Here is a 20,475-nt window from a genome sequence, read left to right on the forward strand (position 1 = left end):
CGAACATGCGGAAGGCATGGCCTCCCGGAACGAGTCCCGTGGGACTCCCTTTTTAGAGACAGACTCTTGCAGGCTTCCTAGCAACCGTCCGATCGATCTCGTCCGAGCGCCGGCGTAGAGGACGGTTTCCCCCAACATCTGACTACTGCACCATGTTTCAAGGATTGACGACCCATCGGAAAAGCTATGTCACACCGCCATCGCCATATACTGCAGGTATGGACGCTAACTCGACTGCGTTCGATTCGCCCCCGAGTTCGCGAGAACGCACAGCCGTCATCATTCCAAATCTCATGCTAGCCTTGAGTTTCCATACTCGTTAACCGTCGGACAATGATGTGGATCGTTTGACCAATGATCAGGGTAACCGTTACTAGGCGCCGAGTTAGCATCGCGTTTGCTGACAGGGAGCTTGGCAAGTACTTGATCACTCCGCTGTGGTTGCTTTACACATTCGTGTTAGCCCTTGAGTCTGAGCATTCGTCCACCAGTCACGCGAAGGAGCTAGAAGCGATGAGAGTAGCGGCCGATCAGGGCATTTGCGTCGGTTCCGGGCAGTGCGTCCTAGCTGCGCCTAAGGTGTTCGATCAGCGCACCGAAGACGCGGTAGTCGAGCTGCTGGATCCAACACCTCCCCCGAGTCAGTGGCTGGCTGTCAGGGATGCTGTGGCGGGATGCCCTGTGGCGGCACTGAAGATCCATGATCTTAGCCATTCCGGGCAGTGAGTGAAGAGGCTGCTTGAAAACGAACCGGCACACGAACGCATGCCGGGATCAGGTAGTCTGCTCATCGGTGAACTTCGAGCGAGAACACCAGAGCCACAGCGATTTCAGCTTTCGATCGCCTGCAGAGCTTCGACGGTGAGCTCGATCGGCGCGTCAGGCAGGATCTGCAGCGGCCCACTGTGATCTTCCGAGGCCGCGCCCCTGTCAGTGCGGGTACTGCCAATGCCGAGCCCGCATCGCCTTGCTGTATCACGTTGCATCCGCGCGTGTTTCCACTTTCAGTGAGGGGATGCGTGCTTGGGTCGTTCGGGTGGACTCGGCCCTGTATCAATCAGCGGCCAATTGGTCCCCGCAGTTGAGGCGAGGCAGAGAACTGGATTATCCGCCTCGAGCCAACCCTGCCCAGTAGATCGGCTGAAAGATATGTCAGTCGATGGAGGTCGTAGTCAGCAACGACGACGACCAGCGCGTTGGGTTACTGAACCTCAATTCGTGAAGTCGTCATGATCGATTCGCTGGGTCGAGGCCGGTGGCGGCCAGGCAGCCGTCGATCAGGTGGGGCCGGTGCTGGATGCGTTTGAGGCCGGTGCGGATAGCGGCGATGAGGTGGTCGGGGTCGGTGAAGGCGGTGTTGGCCATGGATCGGCGCAGCAACGACCAGATCACCTCGACGGGGTTGAGATCGGGGGCGTAGGCAGGCAGCTGGTAGACGGTGAGCCAGTCGTGGTCGGCCGCGAACTGCCGCATTCCGGGAGTGAGGTGGGTGTTGAGGTTGTCCCAGACCACCACCAGCGGCGCGCCGAGTTGATGGTGGGCGCAGATGAGCAGGTCGCGATAGTCGGTCCAAGCGAAACTCTTTCTGCGGTTCCGGTTTTCGCTGTCACGGCGGGGCCGGTAGATCAACCTCGACCGGTGACCGGGCCGGTAGCAGACCAACACGGCGATCGAGATCCGCCGCCGCGATCGGCCACGAACAGTCACCACCGGGGTCTGTCCGCGCGGAGCCCAGGTGCGGGTGGTCGGCGGCGTCATCGAGAACCCGGCTTCGTCTTCGAAGACCAGCCATCCGCCCGACGCCGCCGCGCTCGTTTTACCTGCGGCCACGTGTCTTTCACCCAGACGGCCACCGCGGCCGGATCTCGCTCGACCGCACGCCGCGCCGGGACCTGACGGCTCCAGCCGTGCCGATGCAGCAGCAACGAGACCCCTTGAATGGTGTAGGACAGGTGAAACCGCCGCCCGATCAAGGTCTTGATCCGCGGCAGCGTCCAGGTCTGATCCGGCCACCCGTGCGCGGTCGCACCCTTGGCCAATTCGTGTTCGAGCACCGCGAACTGCTCGTCGGTCAGTAATGGCAGCGATGCCGGTCCCTTCGACCGCAACGCGGTCTCCCCACCGGCCTGCCAGTCGCGACGCCAGCGTTGCACCGACCGCAGACTGACCCGAAACTCCTTGGCGATCACCGCATTCTGATCACCCCGGGCAAACCACCGCGCTGCCTCCAACCGCAGCCGCTCCCGCGCCTGCCGGCCCCGCTCGGTCAACCCACCTCCCTGGGCATACCTCACCCGACAGGTCTACCCCCACACCCTGCCAGCACGGTCATGCCCCCACGACATCACCCATTAAGGCTCAGTAGTCGGAGACGTGGGCGAGTGAGGTCAATCATCATCCCGTATGGCCATCAAGCTGGTCCGGCAGGTCCTCGGAGCGGCAGCATACAACTCGAAGAATCTCGAAGAATGTCAGCATACGGTCAAACACCGATAAGAGTACAGAAGAAATCGAGCGAGCCAAATAGCGCCGGCCATTGGTCCGCGGGACTCGGTATGCCGCAAGAAGACTGTTCGACCGAGAGCTTTAATCCTGACCGTCCATGCCTGTTGTAGAAGGTAATTGATAATTAGTAACAAACCTATGCCCAGGACTGTCGCGGGATGCAGCACGCGTTTGCAAGGATCATACCCAGCTCCCGACGACGTTTTATCCCCAACTTGCGGTACACCCTTGTTAAATGCTGTTCCACAGTGCTCGTTGTTATATAAAGTCGGCGACTAATCTGCTGGTTTGTCAAGCCGTCTGCAACTAATGTCGCCACCCTAGATTCGGCCGCAGTTAAGCGTTCCGCTATACGACCAAACAGCCCACAGTCCTCACCGCATCCCGAGTGCTGCGCGCGAATCGCAGCAGATGAAGACCCGTATTCAATTCCAACGACTGCGCGAGACTGCATACTACCTGCCTGCCCGCGGTGCTGGCCTATTGAAACGATCGGATTACCTGCATTATACGACTCGGAAGAGTGCACCATGAAATCTTCGTGCGACCTCAGAGTTCCAACCATCCTAAATAATTGGTCTAGTTTTGGCCTTATACGCTCATCACCAAGTAACAGTTCTCTATATCTTTCATTCTGGTCAGTTGTTTCGTCGACAAGAAGACCACTGGCAGCCCAGCGACTCGCATCCAAACTTATTTGCACTACATGGTGCGCTATCGTGGACGCAGGAGCGCCAACATCCTGAAGAATCACAGCGGCACGGAGGTGCAGCGCACACCGATCCGATGGGGAGAGTCGCTCAAGAATCGTCTCAGCAATAGCCGGGTGACGAAAGCGGCCATCACCTAATAGACCCATTCCATTCAACGCCCGAACCGCGGGATCTGCCGTCACATCTTCATCAGAATCGAGAAACGATGACAACAACCACGTTGAATCCGAAACTTCCAATACGGCAAGCGCCTCCGCAACACGCCTCACCGGCGCATTGACATTTCCCAATGCGCGGATCACCGCATTGCGGAAGCCACGACCAAGAATAATACGAAACCCGTCTCCCGAGCCATCTTGTGTTGCCAATTGATCATCAATTATCGCATTCACCAACGACGGATTCCCTCCACTGATAGAAAAGATGCCGTCAAGTAGAACACCGCCGACGTCCAGGTCAGACGCTGCAAATCTCTTCTCTAGAAGCTCCTTAGCGCCTTCACGGCTGAGACTGCGGATTTGAATCTGATTCTTCGCTAAGCGACGAAGTACCTCAAGATCTATTGTGGATGATACGACATTCGACCTAAGTCCAGCTGTTCCAATTACGAGAATTCTTTCATTTGTAAGATTTCTCACTAGCCAAGAGAGGCATTGCAGTGAAGCTTTATCCGCGTATTCAATATCATCAACGCATAATATAATAGAGCTGTTTAAGGAAGCATCAAGGATCGCACTGACATAGCCCTCCAGCACCTCATGATCGACGGAATAATTGAACGCCCTGTCGGAATCCTCGATGCCATCAGCAGGCATTGATACTCCAAAAGTAAGCAGAAGGTGACGGATTACACTATAAGGTGATTTGTTCAAGATCGATCGACAGGCAGCATGCGCGTACTTGACTCCGTCACGACGAAGTCGCCCTTCAAAACCCTCAATGAATGCCGTTTTTCCTGCACCTGGCCCGCCCCTAACGACAACAAGACCCCCACACCCCTGCAGACCAGCTCGACAGATGTCGGCCAACTTGTTCATTTCATCGGCACGCTCAACTAACTCCATGCAAACCTCACTAGATAGTTTCCATAGTGCCGGCGGATGAATTCTCGCCGTAGCCAACCTCAGCCAACCTGCGGTTCGACCAGTCCAGATAGTCAGAGAGTATGCGCTGTGCGGCAATCTTCTTATCAGACAGCATCCGCGGCAGCCCGTGAGTACTGTTTAACCGCACTGACAGTAGAGATGTCTGACTTTCGTCGCCGTCGAAGAAGATCGCATCGATGGCGTGTGCACCACTGGATTGCACAGCCCGGATCCTGTGTACCCCGTCGATCAATTTCACGTGTGCGCGATCCTCTCCCGACGCCCGAACCATATCGGCCATTTGCAGCTCTGCGATCGATATTTTCACGACCTGAGAACACAGTATCGAGTTATGCAAACCAACCGTATCGATTGCACATCGCAATCTATCTACCGATGCTAAGACCAGCTCATACATGAAGCCCCCTGCCCAAATGTACGCTTTTCCCCAAAGTTCCAGAATAAATCAGCTGACTCTGCCGGTGAGACGGAGGGTTAGATATCGACGGCGTTGGCGCTATCGAAACCGATCCCGCCTCCCTGCACTGCCCTGCTCAAGCACCATCAGGAATTCAGTGGTCCGATGTACGAGGCAATTCCTTTCGGTGTTTGGATACTGCCGCCGATCAATCGGAGAAGAATCCGCCTGATGGCAATGAGCGGCACGGGTCCGACCGATTCGGCAACCGCCAGGACTGCAGCTCTGCAACTGCGGAGTGCGCGTCTCGCACGAGGGCAAGATGAGACAGGTCTGGGTTGTTCGGATTGAATTGTTCATTTCCACTCAAGATCCGGCTGCCCCTCTGTACTTCACGCACCATGACCTCCGCACGGATCATCCATACACTAACGTAAACATAGCCTACATCAGCGATATTGATGTGGGTCGATGTCCAACTCCGAGCGTAGAACATCTTCCATCACATCGTCAACCCATATCGATGGGTTACGATCTAATCGTCTCGATATCAGTACGAAACGTAGCATCAACGATAATCGTCCAGCTAGCAGACACTTTGACGAGGAAAGTGACAGCGACGGATCCGAGGCCAGCTAGGACCGTTACGGGGACCCGAACAAGCGATGCCACAACCACGACTGTCGCGGCCACCATCGTCCATCCACCTGCTACGCGATCTGTAGCGATCGGGAACAATCCGGCTATCGCTGGGGCAACCTCTGCGTAGCGTGCTGTTCATAAGGAGTTGATGCGTGACCAAAAGAAGCGCGATGGTCAACCGCGAGCTAGGCCGACGTTGACCCGAAGGAGGTGTCGCCGCGTTCTGCCTGCTCAAGCCGGTAGACGACGTCCAATAGGTCCATGACCTGCCGACGCCGCTTATGGGAGAGTTCGCCGGCCCGAAGGGCCATCAATTGCGCGTCGCCACTTTCGGCAATCTCGTTCAGTTTACGCTGCTCAGCTTTCAACTCTGCCAGTCGCTGGCCCACCTCATCGGTAGTTTCCTCATCGAAGAAGTAGGCCGGAGGCACTCCGAAAAAATCCGCCAACCCCCGTACATGTTTCAGCGTTGGGTTGTCTTTGATGCCCTTGCGCAGCTGCCAGATGTAACTCTGCGAGATCGGAACCCCACCCGCGGTTATCGCCGAGGCCACCTGATCATTACTGTACTCGCGTCCTTCGCCTGGAGTGACTGTGGCGAACAGGTAGTTCAACCTCTCGGCGAAACCACCTGACACAGGCCAGTCTCTACCGGCATCCTCACGCATCACAACCTCCGCACCGCCGGCTTCTCCACTCTCATCAATGGCGCTTAAGCTAGGCCTGACGATAATGGTCGAAACGCCCCCGCGCGAAGCTAGGCACCTACCTCAAGCGAGTCAACCAACATCAACATAACCGTAGTCCCGTCTATCGATGTCAGTATAGTACAGCCGGTCATCTGTCATGTACGTTTACTAGTTGATGTCCGTAGGGCGTCGGCTAGAGCGAGGAGTTCGTGAACATCGTCGTCGAGTCCATCGCCTGTTGGGACGGCTATCGGCACTGCGCGCTCGGGTACGGTAAGGCCGCTGGCGCGGACCTGCAAGGCCTGTCGGAGCTGATGTGCCAGCGTGGCCGCCGCTCCAGTGCTACATGAAGGTCCGGTGGCCTGTACGTGAGCAACGTATGGACTGATGCGGACCAGTCCGTCGCGGCACTCGATCACACGGCGGTAGAAGCGACGATGCACGCCAGTCACACGCATGCGATCAAGTAGCCGATTGGACGACGAACGTGTCAGCGTGCCTTCCGGGAATTCAGTATGCAACAGCGTCCACAGTGGAGTGAGCGCGTGGTAAGCATGCAAATGGTGCAACCAGGCACGCCTCGCAGCAAGTCGCGTGATCGCGGCCGGAACTGAAATGCCGGTTAGGAATAACGCGAAACCTGGCAACGTCAAAACGATTCCCGCCATCCGAATGGCAGCAGGCATCATGCCGCCGGCCCAGCGAACAATACTGCCGACAGCGAATATCATGAACGCCACAACAAGCGTAGCCAACCCTGTCATGGTGATCAGCAGTGCTCGTCGAAGCCCGCCTCGGCTATACCGCGCCGCGCGAAGACTGGACAACGCCCCGCTGAGGAAGGCATACAGTAGGAAACAGTTTGCAGCCGTGTAGAACACGCCGATGCTGGTTGCGCCACGAACTCGCGGACCATTGGTTGCTGTCAGCGCTGCAGCCGCAGTTCGAAGGTCGGCGGGGATTGTCACTGCAGCGGTGACCAGCACAACTACCACAACGACCAAGACGAGTCCGTGCCGCTTGGCGCGGGCGATGGCCTCATGCTCGTCGAACGCGGCGAAAGTGAAGAAGCACACCAGGCAGTACGCGCCGGTTGTCATCAAGATATGGCCAGCCAATTGCGACCACATAGGTTCTAGCCCCAGGAACTGCGTACCTTCCGAGGCGTGAAAGACGAGAGACAATCCCGCGGCCCAACAGACAACTGCCGTCGTAATTGAACGGAGCCGCACATCATGTGGCCTATGTACTACCAGAGACAGCATCCACACCATCACGGCAACCGCCGTCCATGTAGCCGTCTCAATCGTGATCACAACCAGCCTCGCCTATCGGTTGGGGGGACCCGAAGATGCCCGACAGTCTCGTCGGAAAACCATTGCGGCACGACACTGATCATTACCGATGCCTGTTCCAGGACTCTTGTTGCCATGGCCTCGGCTTCACGTGCCCGACCAGTGCCGTAGGCGGTCCTCCGCAGGGCGCGTCGCCGCATCAGGAGGCGGGCCATGTGCGGAGACAGCTGCACGATCAGAGAGTCACTGTGGTGTTGTCGGCGGTGATGAGGGAGTTCCATTCGATGTGGTGCTCGTACAACCACGCACGTTTCTCAGGGCTCGCTTTGTCTTTGGCTTGGTCCAGGCTGCTCGTGTGTGCACCACTGAAAGCGACGAGCCGCTCAACGCGGGGGCGACGTATGCGCTCGTACATGTAGAACGCCTCGGATAGCGTCGGCAGGTCACGCAGGCATTGCGCGAGAATGACGCTGTCCTCCAAGGCCATAGACGCACCCTGAGCTGCTTGAGGGTCCGCGGCGTGCGCGGCGTCGCCGACAAGAACCATCGAGCCTCGATACCACGTTGGCAGAGAGGGGATGTCGTAGACACCGCTCGCGCTGAAGTTATCTGTGGCACCGACGATACGAGCCGCGGTCGTGTCGGCATCGTCGGTAAACAGTGCGCTCAGGCGTTCCCGCCATTGCATCGGTGTGATGGAGGCGATTTCGGTTTTGCTGAGGGCAGATCCTGGCAGGTAAGTCACCCAAAAAGTGACGCCCTCCGGAGAGGTGGTGTACCCGAACAGGCCGCGATTGCCATGAATCATACGAAAGACGTCTTGACCCATTGGTATGGCAGGGTCGGCCGTGCGGCCGTAGACAATATTCATGCTGGAGTAGCGCGGCACCGGCGCCTGCGCATCGACAACTGTCCGGATTGTAGAGTGGATGCCATCAGCGCCGATAAGTAGATCGCCCTCTGCCTGTGTACCATCGGTGAAGTAGGCCAATACACGACCACCAGCTACCGAAGCCGCGTTGGACAACCGTTTGTTGTGTTCGATCCGGCCGCCACGCCGAACCAGTTCGTTCTGCAGAGCGTGATAGAGACTGGCACGCGAAAGGGTCCGTACCCCATCATCCCTAGCGTGTTCTCCACCAATCGACCTACTCACGAACGGTTTTCCCGCAGCATCGAGGTATTCCACCTGTGACGTACGGAACGATCCGTCGACGACAACCTGATCTGCATCGATCGCCCGCAGCGCGTCCATCCCGTTGTGCATGATCTGCAAAAACGCACCGATATCGTTGCCCCCGCTGGGATATGCCTCGTAGACGGTCGAAGAGATCCCGGCCTTATTTAAGGCCATCGCCGTCGTGGTGCCGGCAATACCGCCGCCGATTATCAATGCGTGGGTCATTCGAGTCCTTTCAGAGTCGTTTTCAGGTCGCGGGATAGGGCGACCAGTGCGCTGACATCCGCGTCAAGCCCGTCTGCGGTAGGCAGGGCAATCGGCGCGGCGGATTCTCCGACGGATGAGCCAGCAGAACGTAAATCGAGGGCGGCGACGAGCTGGACTGCCAATGCGGCGTCGGCGAGGCCCTCGTTGCGTACCTTGGCAACGTGGGGGCTGATGCGGACCAGCCCGTCTCGGCATTCAATAACCCGCCGATAGAAGCGGCGGTGCACGCCGCTGAGACGGATCCTGTGGTTGGTCGGCAGCCGGGTCAGAGCATCTTCCGGGAATTCGGCATGCAGCAGATCCCATAATGGAGCGAGAGCGTGGTAGATGCGACCGTGGCTCAACCAAATACGCGCCGTAGTCACCCTGGTGACCGCAGCTGGGAGCGAGATCCCGATGACAGTCAGCGCCATACCGGGCAGGAGCAGCACAACTCCGGTCGTGTGGACGGGAGTGGGCAGGTCGATGTCAACGAACAGGACGGCGCCATTGAACACGAAGATAATGCAGTCGAGCAGCAAGGTCGTCAACCCCACCGTTGTTATCAATAGCGCGCGGCGGAACCACCCGGCCGCGTAACGAACAGCGCTACCCACCAACACGACCGACATTACGTTTGCATAAACTACGAAGGCATTCGCAGTGGTGTAGAACCATGCGATGGCGGCGACCCCATGAGCATCTGGTTCCTGGCGCGATGCCACTTTGGCGGCGACGAGCCGCAGGTCTGCTGGCATGATCACGGTTGCCACGACCAGCACGATCACCACGATGACCAACATCAGAGCATTCCACTTACCGCGAACGGTTGCCCGCTGCTCATCGAGCAGGGTGAACGAAAAAAAGCGCACCTGGCAGTACGCACCTGTTACTACCAGAATCTGGCCGATCAACTGCCACCACATTGGATCGAGCCCCAAAAGATATCCGCCTTCGGTGGCTTGCATAATGCAGGACACGTTCGCAGTCCAGCACGCGACCATGGCCGTGATCCAGCGCAGTGGTATGTCCTGTGGTCGGCGCGCGACCAGGGAGAGCATCCATACCAAACCTGCCACCGCTACCCACTCGACGATCCGTACCGCGATCACAGCCACCCCAACCTGTCGTTGAGCGACGCCCCGAGGCGCCGCACCGATTCGTGCGACGTCGACTGCGGTGTGACGCGGTCGAGCACAGACGCCCATTCCAGGATGATCGTGGCAACCATTTCCGCCTCGCGTTCCTCTGCGGTGTCATACGAGGTGCGGCGCAATGCTCGGCGGACGATATCGGGGCTCAAAACTGAGGACGGATTGAGCTGACGTATCAGATTGTCGTCCTGCTCGTCAGTGCAGTGTCCGGCCAGCAAGTGTCCGAGTTCATGCAGGATGATGTGGTCTTGGTGAGCCCGTGTGGTTTCCTGTTGATAGAGAATGTAGTCTGCCCGTTTGGTAGCGATCCATGCTCCGAATGGTCCTGGTATCGGAATTGGGTGCGGTACCAGTCTTATCGGCCTTCCACGTTGTTCGCCGACTCGCTGACATAAGGTCACTACATCCAGCGGAGGTTGGATTTCCAGCTCGTTGAGCAGCCTACGACAACGGCGACGCAATTCACGCTCGGACATCCTACCCCCTCGATCACAAATCAACTCTGTGCTGCACGGGTGTGCTACCGCGATCGGAAACCAACCACCCAGCGCTCACCCACCCTCCATGCCGGACATGTGCGTGCTCTTCTCGGCCGAATCCCGCACGCTTGCACTGCTTCTTCCTCCACCCCTATTCGTACTATTGATGCACGAGTCATCAACGATAGTCGAAGCACTGCGGGCACCATCCTAAGCCCCTCCAGATATTGAGTCAACCCCGCCAATACCTCCAGATCCGTTGCACCCCAGAATGATTCGTGGCATGTCGCCGCAGCCCATCTGCGCAGGTAGCACGGAAGGCCAACTGTCGTACACTTATCCATGCGGTCCTACCAGTGCGGAATTCCCTTGCGGCGCAACAACGCAGCGATCCTCACCGACCGCCGGCCGCACCGGCCGATCTATCCCCGCAAGAAGCTGATCCAACGGTTACTGAAGGGGGAAGGTGTAGCTCTCCTGTAGGGGTGCGGCACGAAAGTCCACCGCATCCGCAGGCTGGCGGATCTTGCTCCGGTCGGAGCAACCCAACAGGCATAGGAGCGGGCTATGACTAACAAGCGGTACAAGCCCCTCGTAGTCTGCCGTGACCACATCCACGCCAGCTCCGCACTGCAACTCACGTAATAGTCACTGGAGAGTCGGATGCGCGGTACGAACATGTCCGGTTCGGGAGCAGGTCGACCGGAAAAGGACCAGCGAACGCTGACACCCCGCCCACCAAAGACATTGCGCGAAGAATTCCTCGATCACGTCGCGCCGTTCGAGTCGCTACCCGCCGCACAAGCCACGATTCGCACCGCTCCTGCAAAATAGCTACAGTCAAGTGCGACGAAGCCGCCGACCTTAAGCTTGGAATTTAACCTCTGACTGATGTTTGCACAGTTCGGCGGGGTTTGGTGCCGGTCTTGTGGTGGGTCGGGCGGGTGTATTCCTGGCCGGTGGCCAGGATACAACCGACGTCGGGTCGAGCTGCGCGGGAACGGTTTTGCGAGCTGAGAGGGCGTCCAGGACCGGGACGTGCGGGTTTCGGCGCGGCGGCCGGGGAGCCGGTCACAGCGCGGATATGTCGAAACCGGCCTCGGTGAGCACCGCCACAATATCGCCGTAGTCCTGCGGCAGCGCCTGCGCGACGTCCATTCCGGGTGCCCGTTGCGGCACCAGCATCACCCCGATCGCAGGCCTGGAAACCGAAACAGGCAGCAATGCAGCGCGGTTCACGATCTCCTCCGGATCCTCGGATGCCTCGTGCTCGGCGGCCGCGACGAGGATCTCGGTCGTCTCCCGGGTGATCGCCAGCCACGACAACAACGCCTCGGCTACCCCGAGTTGCTCGGTCAACTCCGCGATCTGCCCCCGCAACCGTTGCACCTGCTCAGCAGCCTCGCTCTCACGCCGGGCAAGCTCCTCGCGCCACCCCACCATCGCCGCCTCCACACCGACCGGCCCCCGCACCGACGATAAGCCGCCGACCACGACAACAACAGTGCCCCACAGATTTCGGCAGCTCAGAACACCAGAACCGCGACGCGATCAGGTTGGATAACACGCACTAAAGTCACTTCGGCCGCAGTGGGCGTACGGATTTCGAAGGCCAGGGGCTGGCGAGTTTTCCTTGTTGTTGAAGGGATTTGATCCAGTCCTGCGCGATATGATGAGGCACATCATAGTGCTTGGCCACTTTGGAGATGCTACCCAACCGCCAGTAAGTGACACCGAAATCCGCCGGCGCTCCAGCTCGTTGATCACGCTTGAGCCTTGCGCGTTCACGACCTTCCGACAACCGTTCGGGTAAGCTTGTGTCCGTGGGGATCACGCTACGGTTGCTTGCCGGTGGCGGCGCGGCGCTGGGCTTGCCTTCTGGCTTCGACTCGCCTTCCTGAGCAGGAGGAGCGGGCTCGGCTGCCGGATCACCCTTTGCGGGCGCACCCGACAATATGTTCGCCGTGTGCACGAGGAACGGGAAGTCGACGGTGGCGAGAGCTTCAGGAACGAAGTGTTCGCCACTGATTTCTGCGCCCACCTCAGTCATCCGCACACTGGTGCCGTCGATCTCGACTGTTGCAGTGGCGACCGCGACACCGGTTCGAGTGTTGGTGATCGTGATCATGTAGCTGTCTGTCATTGCTCACCGGATCCGTTCGAGATGACGGTCTGATTGTTGTTCGCAGAGCCGGTCTCGCTGGGACGGTCGAGTTTACGTAGCCGGCCAATCCAGCCCTGGGCCGTGTGCCGGGGAACACCGTAGTGTCGGGCGACTGCGGTGACCGTGCCCATTCGTTCGTATGTCGCCCGAAGCTCGCCGATGTCAGGCATCCTCCGGTAAGCTCGGCCTGCTTCTGCCTCTACACTGTGTGGTACCCGCGCAGGAATGGGCGCAGCAGGCGAAGCTTCCTCGATAAGGGCCATCTGTTCCAGGGGTCGCGCAGGCGCCAACGAGAGCGACCCCGTCGACGCCGCCGGTGAATCAGTGGGCGGGAACCGGCGAGCTAGAGCCGCGACTATCGCGGCAATATCAATGCCGAGCACCTTCTGAGCCGTCAGCCCCGCTAGAGCAGTCGTACTGATGGCGATGCCAGCAACGCACATATCCGGCTCAGCGGCGTCGACCCGGATCGTCAGCCGAGGGACATCACTGCTGTCCTCCTTGCCATTCGCAGTGTCCGGGAAGATGATAACGGTGTAGCTACCCATGAGTGGTGTGGTCCTTGCGACGGCTTCCGAGTGTCGGGTCTGATGCTTTCTGGACGATAGCATGCTCGAAAGCGACATCATGGCACCGATACCGGGCTTAGCACGCTCGGCCCGAACCGACTGTTGTCGTATCCGTCGGCTAAGGTGACCGCGTCGCAGGGGAGGCGCATCCGGCTCCGAGTCACCGCTCTGCCGGGTGAGCCCGTCAATGGAGGTCATGATCGCGCAGATTCCGATCGACGATGAGGCGCCGATCCCCGCAGATCTTGTACCACCGATCATGTGGATGAAGATCTGCGATCCTGACACCGTGCTGCCCGCTGTCCCAGCCGGAACCGACGTCCGGGTGCTGATCCCGACCGGCGCACAGTTCGCAAGCCTGCGGACAACGCTTGCCGCGCAACGAATTCCCTACCGTGAAGTGCGGTATCTGCGCGAGCAGGAAGTGATCGCGAACACCGATCCGCACGCCGGTCTGATCTCCGCCGTCGGTATCCACGGTCGGGTCACGCACTCCTCACGCCCCTTGATTGGTGCCGCGGCCCAGGCCGCGCGCGACGGGTTCGACCTTATGTGGCACGAGCACACCGGTACCGAAACCGCGTCGGTGCCACCGATTCCCGCCGACACGATCATTCCCGCCCAGTGGGTGCGGTTCCTTCCTCATCCGGTGTTGAATCCAGCCCAGGCACAAGCCATTCCGCAGATCGTGGGCACCAATGATCACTTACTGGTGGTCGCGCCGACCGGTGCCGGGAAAACGGTGATCGGCATGGTCGGTGTCCTGCGGACGGTTTTGGAGCAGGGCAGGAAGGCTGCCTGGCTGGTGCCGCAGCGCTCGCTCACCGAGGAGCTCAACCGCGAGCTCGACAGCTGGCGTAGCCGAGGGTTACGGGTGGAGCGATTGTCTGGTGAGCATCGCGTCGATGCCGAGCGGATCCGGGCCGCGGATCTGTGGGTGACGACCACCGAGAAATTCGAGGCACTGAGCCGCACCTCATCCATGCGTGAGGCACTCGCGGAGGTCGGATGCCTGGTTGTCGACGAAATACACCTGCTGGGCGACAGGTCGCGGGGATCGTTTCTGGAAGCTATCCTCGCCCGGGTACGAGACGACGGTTCACGCATCCGCATCGTCGGTTTGTCGGCGACGGTCGCCAACGCCGATCAGCTCGCGTCGTGGCTTCACGCACGCACCGTCCGCGTTCATTGGCGGCCTACTCAGCTCACCTGGCAGCTGCCGATGGTGGCCAACCATGCCGATTGGAGCCTGACTGAGGCCGCGAAGATCCGAGCGACCGCCTCCATCGTCACCGCCGTATCCGAGGGCGACGGCAGTGTCCTGGTATTCTGCGGCAGCAAACGCAGTGTCAGAAGGACGGCGCTGATCATCGCAGCAAACCGGGGCGCAGACGTGTTCCACATCGACCCCGATGACACCGACGGCGTCTACTCCGCCTGCCAGGCCGCCCGAATCGGCCTGCATTACAAGGGTTGGGAGCACAAAAGAGAGGCCGAGCAGGGCTTCCGCGAACGCGATTTGAATGTCCTGGTAGCCACTTCGACCGTCGCTGCGGGTGTGAACTTGCCCGCGCGTGCGGTGGTGGTGCAGGACACCGAGGTCGCCATGAAACCGATCGATGTGGCCACCGTTCAGCAAATGTTCGGGCGTGCCGGACGGCTGGGTGCGGGCGAGCGCCAAGGCTGGGCGTTTCTTCTGGTCAACGAAACCGAGCGCGCAATTTGGCAGCGCAAGCTGCTGTCGGGATTTCGCGTCAACTCGCAAATCCACTTGAGTCTGGCCGAACATGTGCTGGCAGAAGCAATTCAGGGACGTATACAGTCGATCTGCGACGCCGAGCGCTGGTGGAGACATACTCTTGCTCATCACGAGGGCAGCCATGACATGACGCCCGTGCGGCACGCTGTCGGTTTCCTGCTTGAGGGTGAATTCCTTCAGCGAGTACAGACTTCCGATGAGACCGACGGCTTGGCGCCTACCGAGCTCGGCATGGTGACCGGGAGGTTGATGGTTTCCCCCACCGTCTGTCATGAACTTCGGCTGACCCTTTCCTCGATCGGCCTTCCGGAATCAGCCGATGACGCCGAGAACGAGCTCATCGAAGTCATGGCCACACACATCCCGAAACTGGCGCATGCCGCCGTGTCCGAAGCACTCAAATCCCGGGTACTGCACGTGAAGTGGGCACACGGAATCATCGATCACGGTCCCGGACATGAACCCCCGGCACCCGACGATGCCGCGGCAAGCTACACCCCCGGCGACCTTGCCCGCGCAGCGATGCTAGCAATCGCCAACTCACCCAATGCTTTTCACCGCAACGCCCGCACGATCGGCGGGATCCCCTACAGCACCCTGTCACCAGTCCTCGAAGAGGCTCCCCGCTACCTGCACTGGCTCGGTTGCCAGGGATTCCTCTCTACAGTCCACCCCTGGGTCGCAATCGTGGCCGCCGACCTCAGCCGGCGGATCCGTTGGCGGCGCTGCCAGCCCCCGCGGGGCTCGGGCCGGCTGCTGTGGATGTGTGAACAGATGGCGACCGCAGCGCACGCCGAGGACATCGTGCCCGAACTGTGGGCCGCAGCCACCAATCACGGACGCACCGACCCGGACTGGACCGAAACCGGACGCCCCCGCGGATGCCGGCTTGACCAATCCAGCTACGCGCTGCTACTCAACGAACGCACCACCGGCCACACGTTCACCGAGGTGAACGGGCAATTCACCGCGAGCTGCCCATCGACTGCCACCCTCGTCACTTGGTCCGGAACCGATTACGACACAGTCCCCGCGGCACAGGGCCCGGCAGGAACAGCGACACGACCACAGAATCCCACGGGAGCAGCCCTCTTCACCCGGCGCGGAGACTACCGGGCAACCGGGTGGCTCAACGACTACCAGCAAATCCTGAAGGGTCGATCACAGATGTCGGATTAATCTGGCCGCGGGCTTTCGGCACCGACGCACTCTAGGCCGAAAGGCCGCCGTCAGCATCGATTCCTACACAGAGATTGCGAGAGTTTCGACTTGGTTGAGTCGGCTCGCAGCGCGGTGCCGGTGTTGCCACCAGTCCGTTTCTGCGAGCCGCTCGCCGAACCCGGCGTGCATTTCTCCACGCACCGGGCTCTCCACGGTGTCTGGCGTCAGGCGTGGTTGGCCGGGACCCAGCGATTGGGGATCGTGTTGCCGCGGTATCGATATCGAGTGATCGGCACCTCGGCGAGGTAGAACAGTTCGATCCCGTCCGCCGACGGTTTGTGCCACCGGCCGCTGCGGTCGGTGAGCCGGCGGTGAACTTCCTTCCAATTCCAACGGTGCAGTCGCTTCCACCAGCGGACAACTCGCCACCAGACAAAGTTGTCGAGGTTGTCCATGGTGTGTTTGCACACCGCGTGCCGGAAGTAGTTAGACCACCCGCGCAGGATCCGGTTGAGCTGGACCAGCACGTCCCTGGGTGGCTGTTGCGACAATCTGCTCGTGAGGGCACGGACCTTGCCCTTCAGCGACCGGATGGGCCGGTCGCCGATGAACGTGTAGACGTACCACTTATTCGTGCCTCGCTTGCGTTTCCACTGGATGTGGAACCCAAGGAAGTTGAACCCATCGCTCATGTGCATCACCTGCGTCTTGGCCTCGGACAACCGAAGGCCAACGCGAGCAAGTACTTCGGCGATATCCTCACGGAGGCGCTCCACGTCGTCACCGGCGCCGTGCACGAGCACGACGAAATCGTCCGCGTAGCGGACGATCCGCCAGTTTGGCAGGCCCTTGCGACGACGGTGAGCGCGGCGGCTGGGAGTGCTCATGCTCCCGCCCGGCTGCCACGGTCCTTGCACGTGTTCATCGAGCACGTCCAGGACGATGTTCGCCAGTAGCGGGGACAGGATCCCTCCTTATGAGCAGCGCTGGGTTATGCGCAGTGCGGCCGGATATGGTCTGGTGACAGTGGATTTCGGGGTCGAACGCTGCGCATAACGCGGATCCTCTGATCTGGAGGTCCCGGCATGGGGCCGGGCCCGGGTGATCGGAGGTCGACTGTCATGACGAGTTTGTCTGTGCTGGTGTCGGGCCTGGAAGCAGAGCTACGGCGTCTGGGCTACAAGGACTCGACTCTCGTGTGGTACCGCGGCTGCTGGCGGAGGATGCAGAAATACTTCGACGCTCGCGATGTCAAGGACTTCTGTCTGGACGCGGCGATGGCATGGGTCGACGACGCGTGCGGCTTCTTCGCCAAGGAACAGGCCGGCACTTTGAAGCAAACCGATGTCTATCTGTTCAGAGTCGCCCAGATGCTGCAGGACTACGCCGTGCACGGCGCGGTGCTGCGCCGCTACAGTCGGTCGGTCAGCAAGCTCGACGCTGCTGGCACCGCGACGATCGCGGTGTTCCAGGCGCATCTGCGCTCGACCGGTCGTTCGGTCTCGACGGTGCGGACCTACGGGACGCTGGCCGCAGAGTTCCTCGCGTTCACCAACACTCGCGCAGGGCTGGGCTGCTGCGACGCCGCCGTGATCGGCGCGTTCGTCGCCACCTTGACCGGATATCAGGTCAAGACCATCGAGCAGAAACCGTGCGCAGTCCGGTCGTTCCTGCGGTTCGCCGCCGCGGCGGGCCTGGTCGACGGCACCTGTCTGGACGCGGTGCCGACGGCGCGTTCGACCAGACAGGCGCGGATCCCGTCGGTCTGGGATCCCGGCGAGGTGGCCAGGATCGTGGCAGCGATCGACCGCGACAACCCTTGTGGGAAACGCGATTACGCGATCATCCTGCTGATCACCCGGCTCGGTCTGCGCGGCATCGACGTCAAACGGCTGGAGTTCGCAGACTTCGACTGGCCGGGCAACCGGCTGCTGGTGACCCAAGCCAAGACCGATCGCCTGGTGCGGTTGCCGCTGCTGAAGGATGTCGGCTGGGCGATCATCGATTACCTGCGTCACGGCCGCCCGGATTGTGACTGCCCGCAGGTGTTCGTACGGCACACCGCGCCGATCGGCGCGTTCTCCGACCAGGATCATCTGCATCAGATCCTGGTCAAACACGCTCGGGCAGCACATGTTCCAGTGAGTGAGAAACGCCGGCACGGCATGCACTCGCTGCGGCACACCCTGGCCACCCGGCTGATGGAGAACGGCACTCCGGTCGAGCAGATCGCCGACATCCTGGGTCATCAATCGGCCGAATCGGCCTGCGTCTACCTGAAATCCTCGCTGAGCCTGCTGGCCCAGTGCGCGCTGGACCCCGACGCACCGGCGGACGGGGCGTCGCGATGAACACCGACACCCTGACCATGACCGACGCGATCACCGCGCTGATCACCGAGAAACGCGCCACCGGTTACAAATACGACGCCGAACAGCGGGTACTGAACCGGTTCGCCGCGTTCACCGCGCACCGGTTTCCCGGACAGCAGGCACCCACCCAAGCCTCGGTCGAGGCGTGGATCGACGCCGCCCGCAGACGCGGCGTCACCGCGGCAACCCTGCACGGTTTGGTCACGCCGGTGCGGGAACTGGCCCGCTGGCTGGGCCGCCGGGGCACTGCGGCCTACGTCCTGCCCACCGGGGCGCTGCCCCGCCCGGCCCGCTACGTCCCGCACATCTACACCGACTCCGAACTGGCGGCTCTGTTCGCCCGAACCGACCTCTGCCACTACGACTCTCAGGTCCCGTTCCGGCACTTGGTCATGCCGGTGCTGTTCCGCACGATCTACGCCTGTGGACTTCGCGCCTCCGAAGCGCGGCTGCTGCATTTCGACGACGTCGACCTCGACGCCGGGGTGCTGACCATCCGCGACGGCAAGGGCGGCAAGGACCGTCAGATCCCGGTCAGCGCCGGGCTGCGCGACAGGCTGGCCGGCTACCACGCTCACGTCGCCGGGCGCACCGGCGGCGACTGGTTCTTCCCCGGCAGAGCCGGCGCTCCGTTGACGATCGGCAACATCGACAAGAACTTCCGCCGGTTCCTCTGGCAGGCCCGCATCCCGCACGGCGGACGGGGCCACGGACCCCGCGTCCACGATCTGCGACACACGATGGCGGTCAACAATCTTCGAACGTGGTTCGCCCGCGGCATGGACGTCGGCGCGTTGCTGCCGGTCCTGCAGGCCTACATGGGTCACTCCAGCATCGCCGACACCGACTACTACCTGCGGTTGACCGCCGAGTCCTACCCGCACATCACCGCCCGCCTCCAGGACGCCTACGGCGACATCATCGCGCCGATCACAGCAGGAGCGAGTCATGGCCACTGATTTCGCGGTGCTGCTGCACCGCTTCCTCACCGCGCACCTGGCCGGGCTACGCGGCTGCTCACCCAACACCATCGCCTCCTACCGCGACACCTTCAAACTGCTGATCGCCTGGTTCCGCGACAACAGATCCGTCCCGCCCGAGAGGCTCACTCTCGAGTACTTCGACGCCGCCGCGGTCACCGGATTCCTCGACTGGCTCGAAACCGAACGGCACAACAGCATCTCGACCCGCAACCAGCGCCTCGCCGCGGTCAGCTCGTTCTTCCGGTGGCTGCAATCGGAAGACCCGGCACGAATGGCCTGCTGCCAGACCATTGTCGCGGTCCCCGCCAAACGCGACGCCCAGCCACGGGTGAATCACCTGACCGTTCCCCAGACCCGCTGCCTGCTCGCCGCACCCGACCGATCCCCCCGGCGAGGCCGCCGCGACGCGACCCTGCTGGCCACGCTCTACGACACCGCCGCCAGGGTTTCCGAATTCACCGGCCTCACCGTCGGCGACATCCGGCTACGGCCCCCGGCGCTGGTGGTGCTGACCGGCAAGGGCCACAAGACCCGACACGTCCCGATCAGCGACAACACCGTGGCACTGCTGAACGCCTACCTGACCGAACACGGCCTCCACCAGCCCGGCCACCACGACCACCCGCTGTTCACCAACCAGCACCACAGCAAGCTCAGCCGCGGCGGCATCGCCTGGATCCTCGCCAAATATCAAGCCCGCGCCGAAGATCCGGCGCTGGCCGGCGCGGACCTCAGCCCGCATGTCCTGCGACACAGCAAGGCGATGCACCTCTACGAGGCAGGCGTGGCGTTGCCGTTCATCCGTGACATCCTCGGGCACGTCGATCTGACGACCACCGAGATCTACGCCCGCGCCTCCACTGAGGCCAAACGCAAAGCCCTCGAAGCCGCCTACACCGACATCGTCACCGACGAACTGCCCGAATGGAACCACGACACCGGACTACTCGACTGGCTCGCCAGCCTGTGACCTCAACACCCACCCCGAAGGATTATGCGCAGCGTTCGACCCCGAAATCCACTGTCACCAGACCATATCCGGCCGCACTGCGCATAACCCA

18 protein-coding genes are annotated in these 20,475 nt (G+C 60.9%); 5 read left to right on the top strand and 13 right to left on the bottom strand.

What is annotated here, in order from left to right; translation table 11 throughout:
- The first annotated feature begins 513 nt into the window (after positions 1 to 513).
- On the top strand, positions 514 to 726 hold the full coding sequence (locus ACIP5Y_RS00050; protein WP_400346173.1) for a ferredoxin: 213 nt from the start codon (positions 514 to 516) through the stop codon (positions 724 to 726).
- Between the two features lie 501 nt (positions 727 to 1,227).
- On the opposite strand, the gene ACIP5Y_RS00055 is transcribed toward ACIP5Y_RS00050, so the two are convergent.
- The 12 genes from ACIP5Y_RS00055 to ACIP5Y_RS00110 all read right to left on the bottom strand — a co-directional run bounded on the left by ACIP5Y_RS00055 (position 1,228) and on the right by ACIP5Y_RS00110 (position 13,118).
- Positions 1,228 to 1,830 (bottom strand): IS630 family transposase, encoded by a 603-nt coding sequence (locus tag ACIP5Y_RS00055; RefSeq protein ID WP_400346174.1) that lies wholly within the window; start codon positions 1,828 to 1,830, stop codon positions 1,228 to 1,230.
- On the bottom strand, positions 1,755 to 2,270 hold the full coding sequence (locus tag ACIP5Y_RS00060) for a winged helix-turn-helix domain-containing protein (RefSeq protein ID WP_400346176.1): 516 nt from the start codon (positions 2,268 to 2,270) through the stop codon (positions 1,755 to 1,757). Before ACIP5Y_RS00060 ends, ACIP5Y_RS00055 begins: the two co-directional genes overlap by 76 nt.
- A gap of 371 nt (positions 2,271 to 2,641) precedes the next feature.
- Positions 2,642 to 4,282, bottom strand: coding sequence for an AAA family ATPase (locus ACIP5Y_RS00065; RefSeq protein WP_400346177.1), 1,641 nt, complete (start codon positions 4,280 to 4,282; stop codon positions 2,642 to 2,644).
- A gap of 10 nt (positions 4,283 to 4,292) precedes the next feature.
- Positions 4,293 to 4,562, bottom strand: coding sequence for a hypothetical protein (locus ACIP5Y_RS00070; RefSeq protein WP_400346178.1), 270 nt, complete (start codon positions 4,560 to 4,562; stop codon positions 4,293 to 4,295).
- Positions 4,563 to 5,548: 986 nt separating this feature from the next.
- A complete protein-coding gene (locus ACIP5Y_RS00075) occupies positions 5,549 to 6,031 on the bottom strand; it encodes a helix-turn-helix domain-containing protein (protein WP_400346180.1) in 483 nt (160 codons plus the stop codon).
- 176 nt (positions 6,032 to 6,207) lie between these two features.
- Positions 6,208 to 7,368, bottom strand: a complete 1,161-nt coding sequence (locus ACIP5Y_RS00080; RefSeq protein WP_400346182.1) for an MAB_1171c family putative transporter — start codon at positions 7,366 to 7,368, stop codon at positions 6,208 to 6,210.
- A 214-nt stretch (positions 7,369 to 7,582) separates the two neighbouring features.
- Positions 7,583 to 8,752 (bottom strand): FAD-dependent monooxygenase, encoded by a 1,170-nt coding sequence (locus ACIP5Y_RS00085; RefSeq protein WP_400346183.1) that lies wholly within the window; start codon positions 8,750 to 8,752, stop codon positions 7,583 to 7,585.
- Positions 8,749 to 9,981 (bottom strand): MAB_1171c family putative transporter, encoded by a 1,233-nt coding sequence (locus ACIP5Y_RS00090; RefSeq protein ID WP_400346185.1) that lies wholly within the window; start codon positions 9,979 to 9,981, stop codon positions 8,749 to 8,751. Before ACIP5Y_RS00090 ends, ACIP5Y_RS00085 begins: the two co-directional genes overlap by 4 nt.
- Positions 9,882 to 10,403 (bottom strand): hypothetical protein, encoded by a 522-nt coding sequence (locus tag ACIP5Y_RS00095; protein WP_400346187.1) that lies wholly within the window; start codon positions 10,401 to 10,403, stop codon positions 9,882 to 9,884. Before ACIP5Y_RS00095 ends, ACIP5Y_RS00090 begins: the two co-directional genes overlap by 100 nt.
- 1,074 nt (positions 10,404 to 11,477) lie before the next feature.
- The gene (locus ACIP5Y_RS00100) at positions 11,478 to 11,900 is read right to left on the bottom strand and encodes a hypothetical protein (protein WP_400346188.1); all 423 of its coding nucleotides are present in this window, start codon (positions 11,898 to 11,900) and stop codon (positions 11,478 to 11,480) included.
- A gap of 82 nt (positions 11,901 to 11,982) precedes the next feature.
- The gene (locus ACIP5Y_RS00105) at positions 11,983 to 12,549 is read right to left on the bottom strand and encodes a hypothetical protein (protein ID WP_400346190.1); all 567 of its coding nucleotides are present in this window, start codon (positions 12,547 to 12,549) and stop codon (positions 11,983 to 11,985) included.
- Complete coding sequence (locus ACIP5Y_RS00110) at positions 12,546 to 13,118, bottom strand: hypothetical protein (RefSeq protein WP_400346192.1); 573 nt, start codon at positions 13,116 to 13,118, stop codon at positions 12,546 to 12,548. The genes ACIP5Y_RS00105 and ACIP5Y_RS00110 overlap by 4 nt, the downstream gene beginning before the upstream one ends.
- A 208-nt stretch (positions 13,119 to 13,326) precedes the next feature.
- On the opposite strand from ACIP5Y_RS00110, the gene ACIP5Y_RS00115 reads away from it, so the two are divergent.
- Positions 13,327 to 16,077: a DEAD/DEAH box helicase gene (locus ACIP5Y_RS00115; RefSeq protein ID WP_400346194.1), complete on the top strand. Its 2,751-nt coding sequence runs from the start codon at positions 13,327 to 13,329 to the stop codon at positions 16,075 to 16,077.
- A 206-nt stretch (positions 16,078 to 16,283) separates the two neighbouring features.
- Here ACIP5Y_RS00115 and ACIP5Y_RS00120 read toward each other — a convergent pair whose 3' ends face one another.
- Positions 16,284 to 17,027 (bottom strand): group II intron maturase-specific domain-containing protein, encoded by a 744-nt coding sequence (locus tag ACIP5Y_RS00120; RefSeq protein ID WP_400349013.1) that lies wholly within the window; start codon positions 17,025 to 17,027, stop codon positions 16,284 to 16,286.
- Positions 17,028 to 17,180: 153 nt separating this feature from the next.
- Here ACIP5Y_RS00120 and ACIP5Y_RS00125 point away from each other — a divergent pair, with 153 nt between their 5' ends.
- Genes ACIP5Y_RS00125 through ACIP5Y_RS00135 form a run of 3 tightly spaced genes read left to right on the top strand, consistent with a single transcriptional unit; the run spans position 17,181 to position 20,384 of the window.
- Positions 17,181 to 18,410 (top strand): site-specific integrase, encoded by a 1,230-nt coding sequence (locus ACIP5Y_RS00125; protein WP_400346195.1) that lies wholly within the window; start codon positions 17,181 to 17,183, stop codon positions 18,408 to 18,410.
- Positions 18,407 to 19,390: a tyrosine-type recombinase/integrase gene (locus ACIP5Y_RS00130; RefSeq protein ID WP_400346197.1), complete on the top strand. Its 984-nt coding sequence runs from the start codon at positions 18,407 to 18,409 to the stop codon at positions 19,388 to 19,390. Before ACIP5Y_RS00125 ends, ACIP5Y_RS00130 begins: the two co-directional genes overlap by 4 nt.
- Complete coding sequence (locus ACIP5Y_RS00135; RefSeq protein WP_400346199.1) at positions 19,380 to 20,384, top strand: tyrosine-type recombinase/integrase; 1,005 nt, start codon at positions 19,380 to 19,382, stop codon at positions 20,382 to 20,384. The genes ACIP5Y_RS00130 and ACIP5Y_RS00135 overlap by 11 nt, the downstream gene beginning before the upstream one ends.
- The last annotated feature ends 91 nt before the right edge of the window (positions 20,385 to 20,475 follow it).

Source organism: Nocardia sp. NPDC088792, from assembly GCF_044750615.1.
In the GTDB taxonomy this organism is placed as follows: Bacteria; Actinomycetota; Actinomycetes; order Mycobacteriales; family Mycobacteriaceae; genus Nocardia.

Excerpts from the sequence above, each read along its gene's own strand:
- ACIP5Y_RS00085 (WP_400346183.1), bottom strand. The coding sequence starts at position 8,752 with ATGACCCACGCATTGATAATCGGCGGCGGTATTGCCGGCACCACGACG.
- ACIP5Y_RS00115 (WP_400346194.1), top strand. The coding sequence starts at position 13,327 with ATGGAGGTCATGATCGCGCAGATTCCGATCGACGATGAGGCGCCGATC.
- ACIP5Y_RS00105 (WP_400346190.1), bottom strand. The coding sequence starts at position 12,549 with ATGACAGACAGCTACATGATCACGATCACCAACACTCGAACCGGTGTC.
- ACIP5Y_RS00050 (WP_400346173.1), top strand. The coding sequence starts at position 514 with ATGAGAGTAGCGGCCGATCAGGGCATTTGCGTCGGTTCCGGGCAGTGC.
- ACIP5Y_RS00135 (WP_400346199.1), top strand. The coding sequence starts at position 19,380 with ATGGCCACTGATTTCGCGGTGCTGCTGCACCGCTTCCTCACCGCGCAC.
- ACIP5Y_RS00090 (WP_400346185.1), bottom strand. The coding sequence starts at position 9,981 with ATGGGCGTCTGTGCTCGACCGCGTCACACCGCAGTCGACGTCGCACGA.
- ACIP5Y_RS00075 (WP_400346180.1), bottom strand. The coding sequence starts at position 6,031 with ATGCGTGAGGATGCCGGTAGAGACTGGCCTGTGTCAGGTGGTTTCGCC.
- ACIP5Y_RS00065 (WP_400346177.1), bottom strand. The coding sequence starts at position 4,282 with ATGGAGTTAGTTGAGCGTGCCGATGAAATGAACAAGTTGGCCGACATC.
- ACIP5Y_RS00130 (WP_400346197.1), top strand. The coding sequence starts at position 18,407 with ATGAACACCGACACCCTGACCATGACCGACGCGATCACCGCGCTGATC.
- ACIP5Y_RS00125 (WP_400346195.1), top strand. The coding sequence starts at position 17,181 with ATGACGAGTTTGTCTGTGCTGGTGTCGGGCCTGGAAGCAGAGCTACGG.
- ACIP5Y_RS00110 (WP_400346192.1), bottom strand. The coding sequence starts at position 13,118 with ATGGGTAGCTACACCGTTATCATCTTCCCGGACACTGCGAATGGCAAG.
- ACIP5Y_RS00095 (WP_400346187.1), bottom strand. The coding sequence starts at position 10,403 with ATGTCCGAGCGTGAATTGCGTCGCCGTTGTCGTAGGCTGCTCAACGAG.